At 61.2% G+C, this 21,612-nt stretch carries 17 protein-coding genes and 1 pseudogene; 7 read left to right on the forward strand and 11 right to left on the reverse strand.

The window, feature by feature from the left end:
• Positions 1 to 58: 58 nt before the first annotated feature.
• Genes miaA through JOE34_RS03445 form a run of 5 tightly spaced genes read right to left on the reverse strand, consistent with a single transcriptional unit; the run spans position 59 to position 6,355 of the window.
• Positions 59 to 1,030: a tRNA (adenosine(37)-N6)-dimethylallyltransferase MiaA gene (miaA, locus tag JOE34_RS03425; RefSeq protein WP_003393538.1), complete on the reverse strand. Its 972-nt coding sequence runs from the start codon at positions 1,028 to 1,030 to the stop codon at positions 59 to 61.
• A complete protein-coding gene (gene mutL, locus JOE34_RS03430; protein WP_024664972.1) occupies positions 1,031 to 2,977 on the reverse strand; it encodes a DNA mismatch repair endonuclease MutL in 1,947 nt (648 codons plus the stop codon).
• On the reverse strand, positions 2,977 to 4,404 hold the full coding sequence (locus JOE34_RS03435) for an N-acetylmuramoyl-L-alanine amidase (protein ID WP_198702760.1): 1,428 nt from the start codon (positions 4,402 to 4,404) through the stop codon (positions 2,977 to 2,979). The genes mutL and JOE34_RS03435 overlap by 1 nt, the downstream gene beginning before the upstream one ends.
• Before the next feature lie 2 nt (positions 4,405 to 4,406).
• Positions 4,407 to 4,877 carry a tRNA (adenosine(37)-N6)-threonylcarbamoyltransferase complex ATPase subunit type 1 TsaE gene (gene tsaE / locus JOE34_RS03440; RefSeq protein WP_003317192.1) on the reverse strand — a complete coding sequence of 157 codons (471 nt, stop codon included), beginning with the start codon at positions 4,875 to 4,877 and terminating at the stop codon, positions 4,407 to 4,409.
• A complete protein-coding gene (locus JOE34_RS03445; protein ID WP_074955247.1) occupies positions 4,865 to 6,355 on the reverse strand; it encodes a bifunctional ADP-dependent NAD(P)H-hydrate dehydratase/NAD(P)H-hydrate epimerase in 1,491 nt (496 codons plus the stop codon). Before JOE34_RS03445 ends, tsaE begins: the two co-directional genes overlap by 13 nt.
• A gap of 63 nt (positions 6,356 to 6,418) precedes the next feature.
• Here JOE34_RS03445 and queG point away from each other — a divergent pair, with 63 nt between their 5' ends.
• Positions 6,419 to 7,507, forward strand: a complete 1,089-nt coding sequence (gene queG, locus JOE34_RS03450) for a tRNA epoxyqueuosine(34) reductase QueG (protein WP_003317191.1) — start codon at positions 6,419 to 6,421, stop codon at positions 7,505 to 7,507.
• Positions 7,508 to 7,707: 200 nt separating this feature from the next.
• On the opposite strand, the gene JOE34_RS03455 is transcribed toward queG, so the two are convergent.
• Positions 7,708 to 8,319 carry a trimeric intracellular cation channel family protein gene (locus JOE34_RS03455; protein ID WP_003343002.1) on the reverse strand — a complete coding sequence of 204 codons (612 nt, stop codon included), beginning with the start codon at positions 8,317 to 8,319 and terminating at the stop codon, positions 7,708 to 7,710.
• Positions 8,320 to 8,415: 96 nt separating this feature from the next.
• Positions 8,416 to 8,952, reverse strand: a complete 537-nt coding sequence (orn, locus tag JOE34_RS03460) for an oligoribonuclease (RefSeq protein ID WP_003342999.1) — start codon at positions 8,950 to 8,952, stop codon at positions 8,416 to 8,418.
• 108 nt (positions 8,953 to 9,060) lie between these two features.
• Here orn and rsgA point away from each other — a divergent pair, with 108 nt between their 5' ends.
• Positions 9,061 to 10,092, forward strand: coding sequence for a small ribosomal subunit biogenesis GTPase RsgA (gene rsgA, locus JOE34_RS03465; protein ID WP_003317188.1), 1,032 nt, complete (start codon positions 9,061 to 9,063; stop codon positions 10,090 to 10,092).
• 61 nt (positions 10,093 to 10,153) lie between these two features.
• Here rsgA and motB read toward each other — a convergent pair whose 3' ends face one another.
• Both motB and motA read right to left on the reverse strand, forming a co-directional pair.
• The gene (gene motB, locus JOE34_RS03470) at positions 10,154 to 11,200 is read right to left on the reverse strand and encodes a flagellar motor protein MotB (protein WP_161421461.1); all 1,047 of its coding nucleotides are present in this window, start codon (positions 11,198 to 11,200) and stop codon (positions 10,154 to 10,156) included.
• A gap of 3 nt (positions 11,201 to 11,203) precedes the next feature.
• Entirely contained in the window at positions 11,204 to 12,055 is an 852-nt protein-coding gene (gene motA, locus JOE34_RS03475) for a flagellar motor stator protein MotA (protein ID WP_003342993.1), read from the reverse strand.
• 207 nt (positions 12,056 to 12,262) lie between these two features.
• Between motA and JOE34_RS03480 the strand changes: the two genes are divergently transcribed.
• From JOE34_RS03480 to JOE34_RS03490, 4 genes and pseudogenes are all read left to right on the forward strand, one after another.
• Positions 12,263 to 13,798, forward strand: a complete 1,536-nt coding sequence (locus JOE34_RS03480) for an HDOD domain-containing protein (RefSeq protein WP_046265988.1) — start codon at positions 12,263 to 12,265, stop codon at positions 13,796 to 13,798.
• 45 nt (positions 13,799 to 13,843) lie between these two features.
• Positions 13,844 to 14,656, forward strand: a pseudogene (locus tag JOE34_RS25770) (rhodanese-like domain-containing protein); the annotation flags it as partial.
• A gap of 174 nt (positions 14,657 to 14,830) precedes the next feature.
• The gene (gene asd, locus JOE34_RS25775; protein ID WP_003317183.1) at positions 14,831 to 15,694 is read left to right on the forward strand and encodes an archaetidylserine decarboxylase; all 864 of its coding nucleotides are present in this window, start codon (positions 14,831 to 14,833) and stop codon (positions 15,692 to 15,694) included.
• A 254-nt stretch (positions 15,695 to 15,948) separates the two neighbouring features.
• Positions 15,949 to 17,733 carry a molecular chaperone gene (locus JOE34_RS03490; protein ID WP_209995113.1) on the forward strand — a complete coding sequence of 595 codons (1,785 nt, stop codon included), beginning with the start codon at positions 15,949 to 15,951 and terminating at the stop codon, positions 17,731 to 17,733.
• A gap of 66 nt (positions 17,734 to 17,799) precedes the next feature.
• Here the strand turns inward: JOE34_RS03490 and serB are convergent, their stop codons facing one another.
• On the reverse strand, positions 17,800 to 19,014 hold the full coding sequence (gene serB, locus JOE34_RS03495; RefSeq protein WP_046265986.1) for a phosphoserine phosphatase SerB: 1,215 nt from the start codon (positions 19,012 to 19,014) through the stop codon (positions 17,800 to 17,802).
• A 130-nt stretch (positions 19,015 to 19,144) separates the two neighbouring features.
• On the opposite strand from serB, the gene JOE34_RS03500 reads away from it, so the two are divergent.
• Positions 19,145 to 20,689, forward strand: a complete 1,545-nt coding sequence (locus JOE34_RS03500; RefSeq protein ID WP_209995114.1) for a histidine kinase — start codon at positions 19,145 to 19,147, stop codon at positions 20,687 to 20,689.
• Between the two features lie 175 nt (positions 20,690 to 20,864).
• On the opposite strand, the gene JOE34_RS03505 is transcribed toward JOE34_RS03500, so the two are convergent.
• Entirely contained in the window at positions 20,865 to 21,560 is a 696-nt protein-coding gene (locus tag JOE34_RS03505; RefSeq protein WP_016567056.1) for a PqiC family protein, read from the reverse strand.
• Positions 21,561 to 21,612: the final 52 nt, after the last annotated feature.

The raw sequence follows: 21,612 nt of genomic DNA on the forward strand, positions 1-21,612 counted from the left end.
ATCGAATTCGATTAGCTTGACCGACCACCCCCCAAGGATAGACGGCTATTGCAGGGACTCAGCTCAATATGGAGACCGATCCCAGGTATTTCAAGGCGCGCGACAGATTGTCGCTGGCCAGGCTGTCCAGCCAGTGCAAGTCCTCCCAGCTGCGTAGCCAGGTGAACTGCCTTTTGGCCAGCTGGCGCGTTGCAATGATGCCGCGCTCTTGCATTTCATCCCGCGTCAGCTTCCCATCCAGGTGATCCCAGACCTGGCGATAACCGACGGCTCTTATCGATGGCAACCCCGAATGCAGGTCACCTCTTGAGCGCAATGCCAGTACTTCGTCCAGAAACCCCTGATCCAGCATTTGCTCGAAACGTAGCGCGATGCGTTGGTGCAGCACCTTGCGATCAGCCGGAGCGATGGCAAGGTTCGCGACAGTATAGGGCAATTGCTGGCGCCCTGATGCGGCTGCTTCGGTACTTTGCGCAGTTTGTTGCTCGCGATGTGCCGTCATGCTCATTCCGCTGACGCGATACACCTCGAGCGCCCTGATCAGCCGTTGCGGATCGTTGGGGTGAATACGTGCCGCCGAAACGGGATCGACCACCGCCAATTGATCGTGCAATGCCTGCCAACCGAAGGCCTGTGCATCGGCCTCAAGCTGCGCCCTGACCTGTGCATCGGCCGCCGGCATGTCCGCCAGCCCGTCCAATAGAGCCTTGAAATACAACATAGTGCCGCCGACCAGCAAAGGAATATTTCCGCGTGCGGTAATTTCCGCCATGGCCGCCAGGGCGTCACTGCGAAAATCGGCTGCGGAGTAGCTTTGCGCCGGGTCGAGAATATCGATCAGACGGTGAGGATGTTCAGCCAGCTGCGTCTTCGACGGCTTGGCGGTGCCGATGTCCATGCCGCGGTAGACCAGCGCAGAATCGACGCTGATCAACTCGCAGGGCAGCACTTTGGTCAGTTCTATCGCAAGGTCGGTCTTGCCTGCAGCAGTAGGCCCCATGAGAAAGATGGCCGGAGGTAAAGCGTTCATTCATTGACCGCGCAGGAATAATTTATCCAGGTCATTGAGACCCATCTGGGTCCAGGTAGGACGACCGTGGTTGCATTGCCCGCTGCGCTCGGTGTTTTCCATGTCACGCAGCAGGCCGTTCATTTCCGGGATGGCCAGACGCCGATTGGCGCGAATCGCGCCGTGGCAGGCCATGGTGCCGAGCAGCTCGTTCATGTGCGCCTGCACCCGGTCGCTGGTGCCGTATTCCATGAGGTCGGCCAGTACGTCGCTGACCAGCCGATTGGCTTCGGCCTGTTTGAGCAACGCGGGGATCTGGCGGATTGCCAGGGTTTCCGGGCCGAGCCGCTGCAGTTCGAAGCCCAGGCGCTGGAAAGTCGCAAGGTGCTCTTCGGCACAATCCGCTTCACGCTGGCTGACCGCGATGGATTCGGGCACCAGCAATGGCTGGCCGCTCAGGCCTTCGTTGGCCATGGCTATTTTAAGGCGCTCGTACATGATCCGCTCGTGAGCGGCATGCATGTCCACCAGCACCAGGCCGTGAGCGTTTTCAGCAAGAATGTAGATACCCTTGAGCTGCGCCAGCGCATAACCCAGCGGCGGAATGTCACCGGGCGATTCAGGCAGCGACGCGGGCGCGGCACTGGGCAGCGGCGCGAAGAATTCACGGTAAGCGCTTTGCGCTTCGGCCACCGGCACGCCAGCGGTGGGCCGAGGCGTGTATTGATACTGATAACCGCTGCCAGCGCCGCCACCGGCAGCAGGCCGGGAAAACGGCTCGCCCTGGGGCTGCTCCAGCACATTGTTGGCCAGACGCATTTCACCCTGCGGCCCGAACTCACCCGCTTCAGGTCCGCTCGGGCGGGCCTCGGCGACAACCGGCACACTGCCACCCAGCTGATTTTCAGGGCGCACATCGCCCAGCGCACGGTAGAGGGTGCCATACAGGAAGTCATGCACCATGCGCCCGTCGCGGAAGCGCACTTCATGCTTGGTCGGGTGAACGTTGACGTCCACAGCGGCCGGATCGACCTCGAAGAACAGCACAAAGGTCGGATGACGGCCATTGAACAGCACGTCGCGATACGCCTGACGCACCGCGTGGGCGACCAGCTTGTCGCGCACTGCCCGGCCATTCACGAAGAAGTATTGCAGGTCGGCCTGGCTGCGCGAGAAAGTCGGCAACCCGACCCAGCCCCACAGATGCAGGCCATTGCGCTCGATCTCGATGGGCAGCGCCTGCTCCAGAAAGCCCGGCCCGCAGATCGCCGAGACACGTCGCGCTCTGGCGGTGTCGTCATGCGCTTCATGCAGGCTCAGCACGGTCTTGCCATTATGACGCAGGTGGAAGGCCACGTCGAAACGCGCCAGCGCCATGCGCTTGATGACTTCCTGCAAATGATCGAATTCGGTTTTTTCGGCTTTCAGAAACTTGCGCCGGGCGGGCGTGTTGAAGAACAGGTCGCGTACTTCAACGGAGGTGCCTACCGGATGCGCGGCCGGCTGCACGCGGGGCGCCATGTCACGACCTTCGGTTTCGACCTGCCAGGCCTGATCGGCGTCGCGGGTGCGCGAGGTCAGGGTCAGGCGCGCCACGGAGCTGATCGAAGCCAGCGCTTCGCCGCGAAACCCCAGGCTCATGACCCGCTCGAGGTCTTCCAGGTCGCGAATCTTGCTGGTCGCGTGGCGTGCCAGCGCCAATGGCAGATCGTCCGAAGAGATACCGCCGCCATCGTCACGCACTTTCAACAGTTTGATACCGGCCTGCTCGACGTCGACATCGATGCGCCGCGCGCCGGAATCGAGGCTGTTTTCCAGCAGCTCCTTGATCACCGAAGCCGGACGCTCGACAACTTCGCCCGCTGCAATCTGGTTGGCCAGACGCGGACTGAGCAGTTCGATGCGTGCTGCGTTCAGGGCAGTCTGAGCGTTATCGGCTTCGGCGCCGTCGAGCAGGAGATCGGTCATTACTGAGTCGCCACCTCGGAACTTGGAATACGCAGATCCTGGCCGATCTTCAATTCATCGGACTTCAGATTGTTGGCGCTGCGCAAAGTGGCGATGTTCATGTCGTAGCGCGCGGCGAGCATGGCCAGGGTTTCGCCGGAACGAACGACGTGATTGCGCGGCCCCTGGGCCAGCTTGCCGTTATCACGCAGCCAGGCGATATAGGTGCCCTGCGGCGGGTTCTGCTGGAAGAACTGTTTGACGCCCGACGTGATCGAACGCGCCAGCGCCTGTTGATGCGACGCAGAACCGAGCTTGTTGGCCTCATTGGCGTTGGAGATAAAGCCGGTTTCCACCAGAATCGACGGAATATCCGGCGACTTGAGCACCATGAAGCCCGCCTGCTCGACACGTGACTTGTGCAGCGAGGTCACGCGGCCAATATTGCTCAATACCTTCTGGCCAACGTTCAGGCTCGAAGACAGCGACGCGGTCATGGACAGGTCCAGCAACACGCCCGCGAGCATGCGGTCCTTGTCGTCGAGGCTGACCGCGCCGGCACCACCAATCAGGTCGGAACGGTTTTCACTGTCCGCCAGCCAGCGTGCGGTTTCGGAAGTAGCCCCCCGATCGGACAGGGCGAACACTGATGCGCCGAACGCAGCGGAGGACGGCGCGGCGTCGGCGTGGATCGACACAAACAGATCGGCGCCCTTGGAGCGGGCGATCTCGGTACGTTTTCGCAACGGAATAAAGTAGTCGCCGGTGCGCGTGAGTTCGGCGCGGTAGCCTTTCTCGGCATTCACCTGGCGCTGCAACTCCTTGGCAATCGACAGCACCACGTTTTTCTCTTTCTGACCGGCACCGCCCGAGGCACCAGGGTCTTCCCCGCCGTGCCCGGCATCGATCACCACGACGATGTCGCGCTTGCCGTTCGGCACCGGGGTCAGCTTGATTTCAGGCTTGGCCGGGCTGACCGGAACAGCGGGCGCGGTGTTGGCTGCGGTGTCGGGAATCACAGGTGTCGGATTGGCATCGGCGGCGTTGTCGTACAGGTCGACCACCAGACGGTTGCCGTATTGCTGATTCGGCGCCAGCGTGAAGCTCTTCGGGGTCACACCCTTTTTCAGGTCGATGACCACGCGCAGGTCGGTAGGCGTGCGCTGCGCAGAACGCATGCTGCTGATCGGCGTATTGGCCGTCGGTACGTTCAAGGGGCCGCCAAGCGTCGCACCATTGATATCGATCACCAGACGGTCAGGCGAAGTCAGGGTAAACAGGCTGTGCTGGACCGGCCCAGTCAGGTCGAAGACCAGACGCGTGTTATCCGGCGCACGCCATAAGCGGACACTTCGTACTTGCGTAGCGGCAACCGCCTCGACAGCCAGGGCCATCAACAGCAGACCAACTACAGTAACCAGCGCGCGCATGCGCATACCTAACCCCATATCTATTTGAATTCCAAAGCCAAAGTGGCACACCAACGTTCGCCACGCGAGCCCAGCGGGCTCAATATCACGGACCGACCTTCTCCGTGCGGCCCAATGGTAATGGTCAGGTCAGGCTTTGGCAAAAAGCCTGCACCACGCTGGGGCCATTCAATCAGACAAAGTGCGTCGCCGTCGAAGTAATCACGCACGCCCATGTACTCGAGTTCTTCCGGATCGACCAGCCGGTAAAGGTCAAAGTGAAACACCTTTATCGCGCCGATTTCGTAAGGTTCGACCAGCGTGAAAGTAGGACTCTTGACGGCCCCGACATGCCCGAAGCCGCGAATCAATCCCCGCGAAAGCGTGGTTTTTCCAGCGCCCAGATCGCCATCCAGAAAGATGACGCCAAGGCCTTCAGTGACCTTGGCCAGACGTGCACCAAAATCCATCATTGCCTCTTCGCCCACCACATGCAGCGTTAAATCAGACACGGTTGCAGCTCCTCCAATAACTGACGAATGGCAGGAATAATATCGCTGGCGGCCAGCCCTCGACCGCACTCACCGACTGTCTGACCGGCGCTTGCGTGGAGCCACACGGCCAGACAGGCCGCGTCGAAAGGCTTGAGATGCTGCGCCATTAGCGCGCCGGTCAATCCGGCCAGCACGTCACCCAGCCCCGCGGTGGCCATGGCCGGATGACCGCGGTCGCACAGCGCCAGTTGCCCGCTGGCATCGGCAATCAGGCTGCCGGAGCCTTTGAGCACACAAACCGTATCGAATTTACGCGCCAGCGCCCGCACTGCAGCAGCCCGGTCAGCCTGAACGTCCTTGATGCCCACGCCCAGCAACCGCGCCGCCTCGCCCGGATGCGGGGTGATGACACTGCCTTTGGGCAGGCTGACCAGCCCGGCGGCCAGCATGTTCAGCGCATCGGCGTCCCACACCTGCGGACGATCCGCATTGGCAGCCGCCGACAGCAGGCTGCGCCCCCAGGCCGCCTGGCCCAGTCCAGGACCGACCACCAACACGCTGGCTGGCTCGATCAAGCCCATCAGCTGGTTGGCCGAATGAATCGCCGCGCTCATGATCTCCGGCATGCGCGTCAGGGCGGCCGGAACATGCTCGGGCCTTGTCGCCAGCGTCAGCATGCCTGCACCGCTGCGCAGGGCGCTTTCGGCGCTGAGCAACGCTGCGCCACCAAAACCGTGATCGCCACCAATGACCAGCACCCGGCCAAACAGGCCTTTATGGGCGGTTCGCGGGCGTGCTGCCAGTTGCGGCAGGTTGTGTTTATCGAGGCGCTTCGCACTGAACGGCGCCTGCGCCACCAACGCCGGGTCTGTACGCAGGTCGTCGAAAATCAGCTCACCTACCAGATCCGCCGCATCGCCCGTCAACAACCCCACTTTGAGGCCGATGAACGTAACGGTCACATCGGCACGCACCGCGACACCCAGCGTCTGGCCGGTATCTGCGCTCAAGCCAGACGGAATATCCACCGCCACGACGGGCAGACCACTGTCGTTGATAGCGTTGATGGCCGAGACATAGGGCTCGCGCACCTTGCCTTCGAGCCCGGTGCCGAGCAAGGCATCCAGCACGACACCGGCCAGCGGCTGCCCGGCCCATGCCTGAATATCAATACCGAAAGCCGCAGCATGCGCCGCCGCCGCATCACCGGTCAGTGCGGCCGGATCGCCGACGGCCAGCACCCTGACCTGCCAGCCGGCCTTGTGCGCCATGGCAGCCACCAGATACCCGTCACCGGCGTTGTTGCCACGCCCGGTCAAGACGGTCAGCTCGTTGGCCTCCGGCCAGCGCCGAAGCAAGGTGTGCCACAACGCTTGCGCAGCGCGTAGCATCAATTCCAGGCCGGGTGTACCGGCCGCAATCAGCCGTGCGTCGAGGTCGCGGACCTGCGCAGCGCTGTACAGCGCGTCGGGTAAATGAGGTTTAGTGTCGAACATGCGTCTATGGGCTCCGATGTCTGGCAGAATTATACGCACCTTGGCCCCGGTTTCTCTCTGCGCATGTCCGCTATTACTGCTGTAGTTCCCACTTCCGATGATCTTGCCGCCCTTGCCGTTTCAATCAAGGCGTGGGGGCGTGAGTTGGGCTTTCAGGAAGTCGGGATCAGCGGCCTGGACCTGGCAGAGCACGAGCAGCATCTGCAACGCTGGCTCGATGCAGGCTATCACGGGGAAATGGACTATATGGCAGCCCATGGCAGCAAACGTTCCCACCCCGATGAGCTGGTGCCGGGAACGCTGCGCGTGGTGTCGCTGCGCATGGATTATCTGCCGGGCGACACCGAGATGGCGCAGCGCCTGACCGAGCCGGAAAAAGCCTATGTCTCACGCTACGCGCTGGGCCGTGATTATCACAAACTCATCCGCAAGCGCCTGCAGCAACTGGCCGAGCGTATTCAGCAAGCCATCGGACCGTTTGGCTTTAGGGCCTTCGTGGACAGCGCGCCTGTGCTGGAAAAGGCCATCGCCGAACAGGCCGGGCTGGGCTGGATCGGCAAGAACACGCTGGTGCTCAATCGCAAGGCGGGTAGCTTCTTCTTTCTCGGCGAGCTGTTTGTCGATATCCCGTTGCCGGTCGACGCACCTCATGCGACCGAACATTGCGGTCGCTGTACAGCCTGCCTGGACATCTGCCCGACCGCCGCGTTTATCGGCCCTTACGTGCTGGACGCGCGGCGCTGCATTTCCTATCTGACCATCGAGCTGAAGACGGCGATCCCCGAAGAGTTGCGGCCATTGATCGGCAACCGGGTGTTCGGCTGTGACGATTGCCAGATCGTCTGCCCGTGGAACCGCTTCGCCCGGCCAACCGAGCAGAGCGACTTTCAGCCGCGTCATAATCTGGACAACGCCGGGCTGGCCGAGCTGTTTCTGTGGGATGAAGAGAAATTCCTCGGCAGCACCGAAGGCTCGCCACTGCGCCGGGCGGGTTATGAGCGCTGGCTACGCAATCTGGCCGTGGGGCTGGGCAATGCGCCCTCTACCATCCCGGTGATCGAGGCCCTGCAAGCACGGCGCGACTATCCTTCGGAACTGGTCAGGGAACACGTGGAATGGGCGCTGCAGAGGCACGGCGTGGCGCCGCTTTAAAGGTACCCCCTGGATATTGGTGTGGGAGCGAGCTTGCTCGCGAAGAGGCAGGGACAATCGCCGGAGATTTATGCCTCTGTCAGTCAGCCTTCGCGCGCAAGCGACGCGTGGCCCGGCTCGCTCCTACATGGTTATGACTGAACAACATTGCCTCCCACAAGACTGGCTTGGGCATACCGCTCGTGGCCTTCTCCCCCTCTTCAAGGCTCGTCTTTATAGACAAACTTGGGCATTTCCCAGCGGAAACGAATCGCCAGCAGGCGCAGCAGCAGGCCGCCGAACAGGGTGATCAGCACCGCTTGCTCGTTCGGCAACTGCAGGTACTGGCACAGCAGAAAACACCACGCGGCCAGAAACGACACGCTGGCGTACAGCTCGCGCCGAAAGATCAGCGGGATGTCGTTGCAGAAGATGTCGCGCAGGATGCCACCGAAAACCCCGGTGATCACGCCGCAGACTGACGCGATCAGCAGACCGTGCCCGGCCTCCAGCGCGGTCATGCAGCCGATCAGGGTAAAGGCCACCAGCCCCAGTGCGTCGAGCACCAGAAACAGTGAGCGCAGGTGACGCATCAATGGCGCGATGAAGATCGTCACCAGCGCCGCCACACTGGTCAGAACCAGATACTCCGGGTGCTTGACCCAGGTCAGCGGGTAATGACCGATCAGCACGTCGCGCACCGACCCGCCCCCCAGCGCCGTGACGCAGGCAATCAGCACCACGCCGAACCAGTCCATCCCGCGTCGCCCCGCAGACAGGGCTCCCGTCATGGCTTCAGCAGTGATAGCGATCAAATAAAGCATCAGCAACATGGCGGCGACTCTGCGACAAAGGCGCGCAGTCTAACCAGCCGACCAACGCACTGAAAGAGTGCAACGAAGATTATTCACTGCACGCGCGAGTCTCGATCAGGCCTTGATGAAGTGCTCACGATAAAAGCGCAGCTCGGCAATCGACTCGCGGATGTCGTCGAGCGCCAGGTGGGTGCTGCCTTTCTTGAATTTCAGCTCGGGAGACCAGCGCGCAGCCAGTTCCTTGAGGGTCGAGACATCCAGGTTGCGGTAGTGGAAGTAGTTTTCCAGCGTCGGCATGTGGCGATACAGGAAGCGGCGATCCTGGCAGATGCTGTTGCCACAGATCGGCGAACTGCGCTCTGGCACCCACAGTTTGATGAACTCAAGGGTCTGCGCCTCGGCTTCAGCCATGCTGACGGTACTTTCCCGCACGCGCTGGGTCAGGCCCGAACCGCCGTGCTGGCGAGTGTTCCACTCGTCCATTTTCGCCAGCGTCTCGTCGCTCTGATGCACAGCGATCACCGGACCTTCGGCCAGGGTGTTCAGCTCGCTATCGGTGATGATCGTGGCCATTTCGATAATGACATCGGTATCAGGGTCCAGACCGGTCATTTCCAGATCGATCCAGATCAGGTTCTGCTTGTTCTGCATGTGTCGACTCCTCAGCGTAGGCGCGCAGTTTAGCTCACCCTGCCGTGCTAGACTCCTGCCGATCCATCGTACTGCCTAATTCATCGGTTACATCACATCGGAACACCCATGGCCAAACGCCAACTCAATCGTCGTCAGAACTGGCGCATCGAAAAAATTCAGGGCGAGCGTGCTGCCCGCGCGGCAAAACGCGAGTCCGCTACGCTTGAAACACTCGAGGGTGGCGACCTCGGCCCGGAACAGACGGGCCTGGTGATCGCTCACTTCGGCGTGCAAGTCGAAGTCGAGGCCCAGGAAGGCGAAGCGACCGGTCAGGTCTTTCGCTGCCACCTGCGCGCCAACCTGCCTGCGCTGGTGACCGGTGATCGCGTGGTATGGCGCGCCGGCAATCAGGGCATTGGCGTCATCGTCGCGCAACTGCCTCGCACCACCGAACTGCGCCGCCCGGATTCACGCGGCCAGCTCAAGCCTGTGGCTGCCAACGTCGACCTGATCGTGATCGTCTTCGCGCCGATGCCCGAGCCACATGCCAACCTGATCGACCGCTATCTGGTGGCCGCCGAGCATGCCGGGATTCGTCCGTTGCTTTTGCTCAACAAGGCCGACCTGATCGACGAGCAGAATGCGCCCGCGCTCAATGCGCTGCTGGCGGTCTACCGCACGCTGGGTTACCCGGTGCTGGAAGTGTCCGCACACCACGGTGACGGCATGCAGAGCCTGCAAAGCCAGCTTGATGGGCACATCAGCGTGTTCGTCGGCCAGTCCGGCGTCGGCAAGTCCTCGCTGGTCAACAGCCTGTTGCCGGAAACGGACACTCGGGTCGGTCCGCTGTCCGAAGTTTCCGGTCAGGGCACACACACCACGACCACCGCCCGCCTGTTCCACTTCCCGCGCGGCGGCGATCTGATCGACTCGCCGGGCATCCGGGAGTTCGGCCTGGGGCACGTCAGTCGTGCCGACGTAGAGGCAGGTTTCATCGAGTTCAACGATCTGATCGGTACCTGCCGCTTTCGTGACTGCAAGCATGACCGCGAACCGGGCTGCGCCTTGCTCAAGGGTCTTGAGGACGGCCGTGTGCAACAGCAGCGCATGAACAGCTACCGCTCGATCATTGCCAGCCTGCCGCAAGACAGTTACTGAAGACCGAACGCCGCACGCAAAAACGCCGCGATGATCGCGGCGTTTTTGTATCGATTACCGCTCAGTTCTGGGCCGGCTCGACCCGCAACTTGCCATCGTCAAAGATGTTCAGCTTCTGGCGGATCTCGTGCGGCTGGGCGTAGGCCTGCGGATCGGGCGGCGCCGCTGTCGAAGCCCCCGGAGCAGCAGGTACCGCCGGAGCCGCGGGTGTCGCAGGCGCTGGCGCTGGCGCGGCAGGTGTGACTGGCGCACCACCGGAGTTCTGATCGCCCTCGATGCGGTGTTGGGCCTTTTTGGTCAGCACCACGATATCGATGCGGCGATTGATCGGGTTGGTCGGGTTCTGGTGGTCATAAAGAGCAGACGACGCGTACCCCACTACCCTGGCCACTTGCGAGTCCGGATACGTGCCGGCTACCAGCGCACGGCGTGCAGCGTTCGCACGGTTGGCCGAAAGCTCCCAGTTGCCGAACCCGCCACTGCCCACGAAAGGCGTTGCATCGGTGTGGCCACTGATACTGACCTTGTTTGGCACGCTTTTGATAGTGTCCGCCAGGGCCAGCAGAATGTCTTCGAAATAAGGCTTGAGGCGCGCGCTGCCCGAGTCGAACATCGGCCGGTTTTCGGCATCCATGATCTGGATACGCAAACCGTCCTGAGTGATCTCGAACAGAATCTGGTCCTTGAACTTCTGCAGTTGCGGATTTTCCTGGACCTTGTTCTGCAGTTCCTGGAGCAGCATCTCCAGACGCTCTTGCTCCACTGCTTCAGCCTTGGTCTCGGCATTTTCCGCTTCGATCGGCACCGTATCCGGCGACGGCGTGGTCTGAACCTCAGGGTTCAGCGTCTGGTTTGGCGACATCTCCGGCGAACCGCCCAGATCGATCACATACGGCGAACCGCTGTCCGAGAAGCCGACCGGGTCTTTGAAATAACCGGCGACCGCGAGCAACTGCTCGGGGGTGGCAGACGACATCAGCCACAGCACCAGAAAGAACGCCATCATCGCGGTCGCGAAGTCGGCAAACGCGATTTTCCAGGCACCGCCGTGATGTCCGCCACCGAAGCGCTTTACGCGCTTGATGATAATCGGCTGATTATTTTCCATGACTTAGCGACCGCGAACCGCTTGTTCCAGCTCGCTGAAGCTGGGGCGATGCAGCGGATAGAGAACCTTGCGGCCGAACTCGACAGCCAGCGAAGGCGGCATGCCGGAGGCCGAGGCAACCAGAGACGCCTTGATGGCCTCGTAGACGTTCATTTCTTCCTTGGCATCATGCGCAAGGCTGGTGGCCAGAGGACCGAAGAAACCGTAAGCCGCGAGAATACCGAAGAACGTACCGACCAGCGCCGCACCTACGTGCATACCGATCGCAGCCTTGTCGCCGGAACCCAGCGACGCCATGGTCACCACGATACCCAGTACCGCAGCCACGATACCGAAGCCGGGCATACCGTCAGCGATACCGGTAATGGCGTGGGATGGATGCTCGAGGTCTTCTTTCATGCTCAGCAGCTCCATGTCGAACAGACCTTCCAGCTCATGGGGAGCCATGTTGCCGGACGACATGATGCGCAGGTAGTCGCAGATGTACGCAGTCATGCGCTCATCCTTGAGCACACCCGGGTATTTGGCGAAGATTGGGCTGGAGGCAGCGTCTTCGATATCCCCTTCGATCGCCATCATGCCTTCACGGCGGCTCTTGTTGAGGATTTCGTACACCAGCCCCAGCACTTCGAGGTAATAGGCATGTGTGAAGCGCGAACCGAACATCTTCAGCGACTTCTTGAACACGTGCATGAACATGTAGCCAGGGTTGGCCTGGAGGAACGCGCCCAGTGCAGCACCGCCGATAATCAAGACCTCGTACGGTTGGAACAGCGCCATGACCTTGCCATGGGACAGCACATATCCGCCGATGACACTTGCGAGAACGACAATGATGCCGATGATTTTAGCCATAGGAAAAAATACTTTACTGAGTCGGGTTCAGGGACAGTCCGGAAGTTGTTGAATCTCTTCTTCTCCTTATCGGCCTAACTGGGCCAGACTATAGCCGGTTCTTTTGAAAAACCCATTTATGCGCCTCCATAAAAGGAGGAAAATGGCCTCAGCACCCCGTACACTGGCGGTTTCCCAGCTCAGATAATCAGCCGCACAGGCCCTCGAATGCCGACAGTACACGCAGCACATCACCTCGTTCCGAAGACGCTGGATGCCTGGGTCAAACTGCTTGACGGCATCGCGTTGCCGGTCCCTGCCATTAATCATGGGCACGTCCGCGCCGCACTGAACGACAGTCGTCGGTCGCTGCGTGAAATTGCCGAAATGATGCAGGAAAGTCCTGCGCTGGTGCTCAGCGTGATGCGCGAGGCCAACCATCACACCCACGGCTTGACCGAGCAGGCCGAGAGCCTCGAGATTGCGATCAACCGCCTGGGGCTGGCGCGTACCGAAGTCCTTCTGGGCCGTTTGCCGGCCAAGCCGCCCGAAGAAATTCCTGCGGCCTATCGCCAGCTGATTCTGGTCAGCCAGCACGCCACGCAACAGGCCAACGGTCTGTTTGCCAGCCGCCTTGCGCGACTCTGGCAGGACATCCACATGGGCAGCCTGCTGTTTCTGTCGCCGCTCTGGCCAATGGCGCTGGCCTATCCGAAGCTGCTTGAAGAACTGGAACTGCGGGTTATCCACAAGGGCCATTCCAGCGCTGCAGTGGAAAAAGAGCTGTTCGGCGTAAACCTGCTGGAATTGTGCCTGGCACTCGCCGAGTTCTGGCGTCTGCCGATCTGGGTCACGCGCGGCTATAAACTGTTGATCAACGAGCGACGCGATCTGGCCAAGGCGCTGCGCATCGCCCGCGAAGACAACAGCCCGCTGCAGCAGCAACAACTCATGGACGACGACCCCAACCTGCGCCGCTGGCTGAACCAGCCCGCCAATACCGTGTTGCTGGGCAACGGCCTGGCGCTGGCCGCACAACAGGTCTGGAACAGCCCGCACTGCCTGCGCTGGGAACGGCTGACCAGCCTGTACCTGCAACAGTCGATGAGCGAAGTACAGCAACAGGCGCACCAGAATGCCGCCAGCAGCGCCCGCATCCACGCGGAAAAAGACCTCTGGCACCCGGCTGAATCGCTGATCTGGCCGTGGGACGCACGCCGCGTAAGGCGCGACAACGAACCTGCACCGCCGCCATCGGCCGACGCCCTGCAACTGTGGCGCAAGCAATGCGCCGAGCTGCTGCAGGATCCCAGCCCGTTCATCAATGCCATGCACCTGACCACCTCGGCGCGCGATGCGTTTATCTCGTGTGGCATGGAGCGGGTCATGCTGCTGATGCTGGACAAGACGTCGACGGTGCTACGCGTCAATCAGACTGCCGGGCTGCCGAAGGACGCCGCAACCTTGCAGCTGTTCATCAAGGAAAGCACCGTGCTGCAACGCCTGCTGACCCAGCCGACGCAGTTACGCATGACACCCGCCAACAGTGCGCAATTTGCCGCGCTGCTGCCCCCACAGCTGAAAACCCTGTTCAGCGGCCAGCACTGGCTGATCCGCTCGCTGAGCAACAACGGCAAAGTCATGCTGCTGGTGGTCGCCGACCAAGGCGGCGGGGCCTTGTCGGAAATTTCCGTTCAGGCATTCGGAAAAACCGCGCAATGTATTGAACGGGCACTGGGCATCTTTAGTCATCGCAAAGCCTGAGGCCTGGCGTACAATTCGCCCCTTTCCTTTCATCGGAGGCTGCAAATGTCCGCATTCACTGGCTTGTCGCTGGTCATCGAACCCAACGATCTGCTTGAGCGTCTAGACGCCCCGGAACTGATCCTCGTGGATCTGACCAGCAGCGCTCGCTACGAAGCCGGGCACATTCGCGGTGCCCGCTTCGTCGATCCGAAACGTACGCAACTGGGCAAGCCTCCTGCCCCCGGCCTGCTGCCCGACACTGCCAGCCTTGAGCAACTGTTCGGCGAGCTGGGCCACAATCCCGACGCCGTGTATGTCGTCTACGATGACGAAGGCGGCGGCTGGGCCGGGCGTTTCATCTGGCTGCTGGATGTCATCGGCCACAGCCGTTATCACTATCTGGACGGTGGACTGCTGGCCTGGGAAGCGCAATTGCTGCCGCTGAGCACCGACGTTCCGCCTGCTGCCGATGCCCCGGTAACGCTGACGCTGCACGACGAACCTACCGCCACGCGTGAGTACCTGCAAAGCCGTCTGGGCGCCGCAGACCTGGCGATCTGGGATGCTCGCGCGCCGACCGAGTATTCGGGCGAAAAAGTGGTCGCGGCCAAAGGCGGGCATATACCCGGCGCCGTCAATTTCGAGTGGACGGCGGGCATGGACAAGGCGCGCAACCTGCGTATTCGCCAGGACATGCCAGAGATCCTACGCGACCTGGGCATCACGCCTGACAAGGAAATCATCACGCACTGTCAGACCCATCACCGTTCGGGCTTCACCTATCTGGTGGCCAAGGCGCTGGGCTATCCAAGGGTCAAGGCCTATGCCGGCTCGTGGGGCGAATGGGGCAATCACCCGGAGACACCGGTAGAACTGCCGGATGTGGCCGCCGCGCCCGTCGAGGCAGTCGAGGCAGTCGAGGCAGTCGAGCTTGCGCAACCCGTCGCGCCTGCGCAGCCAGCACCAGCCGAACGCGTCGAACCGGTCCGCGCCACCGAACCGGGACGGACCTCACAGAAATATTCAGGACACTCATCCTCAGGACCTTCAATGAAAGACCGCTTGTTCATCATCAGCCAGTACCTGCTGCCGCACCACCTGCTGTCCCGACTGGCAGGCTGCGTTGCCGAGTGCCGCGTACGCTGGTTCAAAAACGCTTTCACCGCGTGGTTTGCGCGCCGTTATCAGGTAGACATGTCGCAGGCACTGGTCGAAGACCTGACGTCCTACGAGCACTTCAACGCGTTCTTCACCCGCGCATTGAAAGCCGACGCCCGCCCGCTCGATACCACTCCGGGCGCGATTCTTTCGCCAGCCGACGGTGCCGTCAGCCAGTTGGGCTCCATCGACCACGGCCGGATCTTCCAGGCCAAGGGCCACAGTTTCAGCGTGCTCGAACTGCTCGGCGGTGATCCCAAGCTGTCAGCGCCGTTCATGGGCGGCGAGTTCGCGACCGTTTACCTGTCGCCGAAGGACTATCACCGCGTACACATGCCACTGGCTGGCACGCTGCGCGAGATGGTCTACGTACCGGGCCGCATCTTCTCGGTCAACCAGACCACGGCCGAAAACGTACCCGAGCTGTTCGCCCGTAACGAGCGAGTGGTCTGCCTGTTCGACACCGAGCGCGGGCCAATGGCAGTGGTACTGGTGGGCGCGATGATTGTGGCGTCTGTCGAAACGGTATGGGCCGGGCTGGTCACGCCGCCCAAGCGTGAACTTAAGACGTTCAGCTACGACGAAGCGGCGCGTGCACCGATCCACCTGGAAAAAGGTGCCGAAATGGGTCGGTTCAAGCTGGGCTCTACCGCCATCGTGCTGTTCGGTCCAGGTCAGGTGAAATGGGCCGAACAACTGACCGCTGGCTCCAAGGTTCAAATGGGCCAGGCACTGGCTGTTCCGGCCCAGGCATGATGGCGGCCTGAGCCTCGATGCATGAGTGTCCGATGATGGACAGTGGCGCTCATGCAACGTGCCGCCGGACGGTAATGGCTTAGAGCCATAACTGCTGCGAAGCGATGTCGATACTGGTAAAGTCGTCCGATTGATACTGTAGGATACTTCGCACTTTCATGGGCGTATGCTCGGCACATCGCGGGTGCGCGATAACCTCGGCCCCCTATGAAGCCATCGTCCGCGCCAGTGAGTTGTTGGAGCTTGCCTGTCACATGAGTAATTTTAGCCTCCCTCTGCTATTGCGTGCCCCCACGCCAACGCAGTCGAGCCTGACATTCAGTGAAACCAACCCCCGCGACCTCAAACGCTGGATCTCCAGATTGCCCAAGGCAAACCTCGGAGAAATGGCGCGCCAGCTCTATCAAGGGCTGACCGAGCTGAACCAGTTGATCACCCCGAGCGAAAACCGCCTGCAACTGCTCGAGCTACTGCGGCCCGAGGTGTACTTCGTCTGCAAGCACCTCGAACGTCACTTTCTCAATCAGGCCATTGTGCTGGACGAGCGACCACGCAAGGTTGCCAACCTCTGCCAGGCACTGCAAAACCATCTGGCGACCGGTTACAAGCAAATCATTCAGCAGGTCGCCTCGCGCTACACGCGAGACCAGGCCGGGCTGTTCAGTATGGCGCTGCAACGCGCACTGCACGGGCTGAACGGGCCGCTGATTCGCGCCAACCAGCTTTACTGTCCCGTTCAGGACGGCCTGTGGCTCGAACTGCACCAGATCTACCAGATTGCCCGTCAGTACCAGCTACACAACACGCCGGTCGAAGAACCCCTGGCCCATCACAGCAAGGTGTTGAGCGTGGAACAGACCTACGTGATCGCGCTGCTGATGGGCTGCTCGCGCTGCAATCAGATGCGCCAACTGAACATCGGCAAACTGGCCGATGCGCTGGAGGCCTGGAGCCCGCTGGTAAAGCTGCAGTCGCCTGCCACGCAAAGCAGCCTCTTCGCCCTGGACCCGACGGTCGACAAACCGCCGCTGTATCGCACACTGTTCAGCGACGAACAATCGCCTCGGCTGCTGGGTATCAATACCTTCGCGCTGGCGGAAGCGATCAATCAGTACCTGGCCCTGCCGGATGACCAACGCACGCCCTCGCCGCTGCTGATTCCAACTGGCATCAACACCGACCTGCTGCAACATCTGGCGGTCGCCTGGGGCGATGTGGCCGAACGCACCTTTCAACGCACGCCTGGTAAGGGCACGCTGAGACTGTGCATCGGCATGAGCGCGCTGCATTTCTATGTCGCGGGCCAGAAGTCGTTCAGCGAGCTGTTGCAGTTGAACAGCGCCACCAGTGCAGCGAGTTTTTCGTTGAAGATGGCCAATGATGAGGTGGACGATCCGTGGGCCTCGGCGTTTGATACGCAGCGCGGCAAGAGCTCATCCGTTCTGCTGCCCTACGAAGAGATCGAATACCCGAAAAATGACGGCGACAGCGAATCGCTTTCCAACAACCAGCACACGTTTCCGACCTTCGACCTGAATATTGTCAACCACAGTCCGGGCGGTTACTGCCTGGCGTGGCAGAAGGACGTGCCTCAGCAATTGCAGGCTGGCGAGCTGGTGGGTATTCAGGATGACGCAGGCCAGGGCTGGAGCATTGCCATGGTGCGCTGGATCCGTCAGGTACGCAGCGGCGGCACACAGATGGGGATCGAACTGATCGCCCCGTTTGCCCTGCCGTGCGGTATGCAGCTGATTCGCGAACAGCAGAACAGCCAGTATCTGCGAACCCTGATGCTGCCCGAAGTACGTGCCATGGGAAAACCGCCCACCGTGCTTGCTCCGCGCCTGCCGTTTCAGGAGGGCAACAAGGTGATGATCAACGTCAACGGTGAGGAGCGCCGCGCATCACTGAGCAATCGGCAGGTCAGCAGCGCCAGTTACAATCAGTTCGAGTATCAGATGTACGACGCCCCGAAAGCCGCCGAGATCGAAAAGGCCAGGCCGGATCAGGAATTCGATTCCTTGTGGGGCACGCTGTAGCGATCACTGCAGCAGCCGTCGCGATTGCCCCATCGCCATCAGGGGCAGACCACGACGGCCCCAGCGTCAGTGCTGTCCTTCGCGGTCGCGGAAACCCAACAGGTACAACACGCCATCGAGTCCCAGCGTCGAAATGGCCTGTTTGGCCGATTGTTTGACCAAAGGCTTGGCACGGAACGCTACACCCAGTCCGGCAATCGCCAGCATCGGCAAGTCATTGGCACCGTCGCCGACCGCGATGGTCTGCTCCAGGCTCAACCCTTCCTTGTGGGCCAGTTCGCGCAACAGATCGGCCTTGCGCTGCGCATTGACGATCGGCTCGACGGCTACGCCGGTCACCTTGCCGTCAACCACTTCCAGTTCATTGGCAAAGACGTAATCGATGCCCAGCTTCGCTTGCAGTTGCTTGGCAAAATAGGTGAAGCCACCCGACAGAATCGCCGTCTTGTAACCCAGCCGCTTGAGCTCGGAGAACAGCGTTTCAGCGCCTTCGGTCAGGCGCAGAGACGCGCCGATTTCATCCAGCACGCTCACATCGAGCCCCTTGAGCAGGGCCAGACGCTCTTTGAAGCTTTCGCTGAAATCCAGTTCGCCGCGCATGGCACGCTCGGTAATCTCGGAAACCTGCTCGCCGACGCCCGCAGCCTTGGCCAGTTCATCGATGACTTCGGCCTCGATGAGGGTCGAATCCATGTCGAACACCGCCAGGCGCCGGTTTCGGCGGAACAGCGAATCCTGCTGGAACGCGATATCGACGTTGAGATCCTGGGCAACCGCGAGGAATTCGGCCTGCATGGCTTTCGGGTCGGCAGGCTCGCCGCGCACGGTGAACTCGATGCAGCCCTTACCCTTGTCGGCCGGAGTGTCGAGCGGCATGCGACCGGACAACCGATCGATCTGATCGATATTCAGCCCATACTTGGCAGTGATGGCGCTGACGCACTGCAATTGCTCGGCCGTGACCTTGCGGGTCAGCAGCGTAACGATGTGACGCGCCTTGCCCTGGCCTTCGACCCAGTGTTGATAGTCGGTTTCGGACACCGCCGTGAAACGGACTTGCTGATCCAGTTTGTAGGCGGTGAACAGAATGTCCTTGAGCACCGAGGATCCCTGCACGGTATCCGGAATTTCAACCAGGATGCCGAACGACAGGGTGTCGTGGATCACCGCCTGACCAATATCGAGAATGTTCACGCCACCTTGGGCGAGGACGCCGGTGATGGCCGCAGTGAGACCGGGACGGTCGACACCAGTGATGTTAATCAGGACGATTTCGCGCAAGGCGCACCCCCGCAGTGGAAAAAAACCGCATTCTAACCACATTCAGTGACCACCGGGCACAGGCAGCGCTTTGCCGCCACTGGGTCGCTCGTTATACTGCGCGACAACTTCACCGAAAGAGCCGTGCTCTGTGAACCGGCCCACGCCCGTTAAAACCGATAATTTCTTCCTGCTCATCTTTCGTGCCCTGCGTCATCGCCGTGTACCGATCGCTTTGCGCATTGCCAGCCATAACGTGATCCTGGTCGCTTTGGCGCTGGTGATCTACGCCGGTGTCATGGGCCTGCAGTTCAAGCAGGCCATGCATGAACAGGCTGATGCGCTGGGGCAGGCCCTGACCACCCAGACCGCCACCTCGGCTACCGAGTTGTTGGTGTCCAACGACATCCTCAGTCTCAACGTGCTGCTGGGTAATCTGGTCAAGAATCCGCTGGTAGCGCATGCCGCTATCTACAGTGTGGATAACCGCATCCTCGCGGAGGCCGGCCAGCGCCCGAAAAACGGGCTACTGGGGGAAGCTCAGGGTCTGTATGAAATCAAGATCACGTTCCAGGACATGATGGCGGGCCATCTGCGCATCAGCCTCGACATGTCGCAGTTCCAGCAGCCGCTGACCATCAGTCTGCAGAGCATGGGCATTCTGGCCGGCATCCTGCTGGCCCTTGCGCTGGCCCTGAGCCTGCGCCTTGGTCGCCATATCTCCACGCCACTGATGCAGATGCGTATCTGGCTACGGAATATTGACCCGTACACACCAGCCACAGATCGCCAGGATGAAATCGGCGATCTGGCGCGGCAGTTGCGTACCTCGTTCGCGCCGCCTGTGCCGGAGCCAGAACCGCTGCCCGAGCCCGAATATGAAGGCGAGGAAGACGACAGCGAAGATCCTTATCTGGAGCCGGAAGAGAAGCCCGCGCCAAAAGTTTCGGCACGCAGCAGCGAAGCAAAACCGCGCTTGCCGGCACCACCTGTGCAGCGCCGCATCGTTGCCGAAGAAGATGAAGACGACGATGACGAGGATCCGTTCGCCGATCTGCGCGACCAATCGGACAACTCGCCAGCCGTTCGCCCGGTGGCTGCCTCGGCAGCGCCGGTCGAACCGCACAACAGCGCAGTGCTGGCCGTGCAGCTCGGTGCGCAGGATCAATTGCGCCGCCTGCCCCGCGCACGCCTGACCGAATTGCTGCAACGCTACCGTGACTGCCTCGATCAGGCCGCTTCGCTGTATGAAAGCGAGCTGCACACGCTGAATGACGGCAGCACGCTGATGCTGTTCCATAGCCACGAAAGCGGTGATGACTACCTGACCAACGCGATCTGCTGCGGCGAGCTGTTGCGCGCACTCAGTCATGCCTTGCAGATCGAGGTGGCCGACAGCGGCATCACCTTGCAACTGCAACTGGGCCTGACGCTGGGCGAAGGCTTGAGTGGTCTGAGCCAGATCGATCTGTTGCTGACCGAAACCGCGCAGGATGCACTGGCACTGTCTCAGCACAGTCGCAACCTGCTGCTGGTCGAGCGCCGCATCAACGACGACCCGCTGATCCGCCAACGCGCCCGCATCCGCCCGATTGCCAGTCCGGAAGGTGCCTGCTGCGTAGAACGCCTGATGGAGCCCTACCCGTCGATGCTCGAACGCCAGTTGGCGCGCATGCACGAATCCAACAAGGCCTGATCGCCTCCTCCGCTCACTCCTCCCTCGTGCCCATGCTCCAGCGTGGGCATGCCATTCTGGACGCTCTGCGTCCTATCCTGACGGTGCGGCGCGTCAGGAACGCCTAGGTGTGGGAACCAGAGATGAGCGCCCAACAAAAAGCCCGCATCGCTGCGGGCTTTTTGTTGGGCCGATCCTAGAAGCGGAACACTTCAAGATCGGTGCGTATAGGGGACGCCAGTGGAATTCTTGGCTTGTCAGGCTCTTTGGCCTTGGCAACAGGTGTTTTTTTCGGCTCTTCGAGCGCCTGCCAGGAAATCGGCTTGATGGCCGTGCTGACCTGATCAGCCAGGCGCTGCAGCAGCATACCCTGGGCCTTGACCTGATCGGCAGAGCTGCCGGCATGGACTTGTTCCAGGTGGACCAGTCGGCTGTCACGCACATGGCCTTTGCGGTCCACAAGTCGCCATTGTGCGTCCAGTACTGCGGGCTGTTTGGCACCGGAGTCCAGGCGAGTGATGGACAGCACGACCTGAACATCGGGCGTGAAGCTGGCCGTTGCGGGCGCCATGACGACGCGCTGGCTGTCCAGCTTCCAGGCCAGCTGACGCAACAGCAGCTGGTCGATATCCGAAGACAGGTTACCTGCCCAGCGCCCATCGGACGAGGCGGTCAGGGTACCGTCAGGCTGGCGTTGCAGCAGGGTTTCGCGTTGCAGATAGTCGGCCACCGAAACAGGACCCAGCAGTACTGCCAGACCACTACTCTGTTTCGGCTGACCAGGCTCACCACTATCGAGCTGATAAAGCGCGGTCGGCTGGTGCACACTGCAACCAGCCAGACCCAGAACGCCAGTCATCAGCAGGATCAAGGGAAGGCGTAGAAAATTCATCATCCCATCCAGGTGGCCGTCCAGAGACAAGCCACAGTATAAGTACTTTCAA

It is taken from the genome of Pseudomonas sp. PvP028, assembly GCF_017832255.1.
In the GTDB taxonomy this organism is placed as follows: Bacteria; Pseudomonadota; Gammaproteobacteria; order Pseudomonadales; family Pseudomonadaceae; genus Aquipseudomonas; species Aquipseudomonas syringae.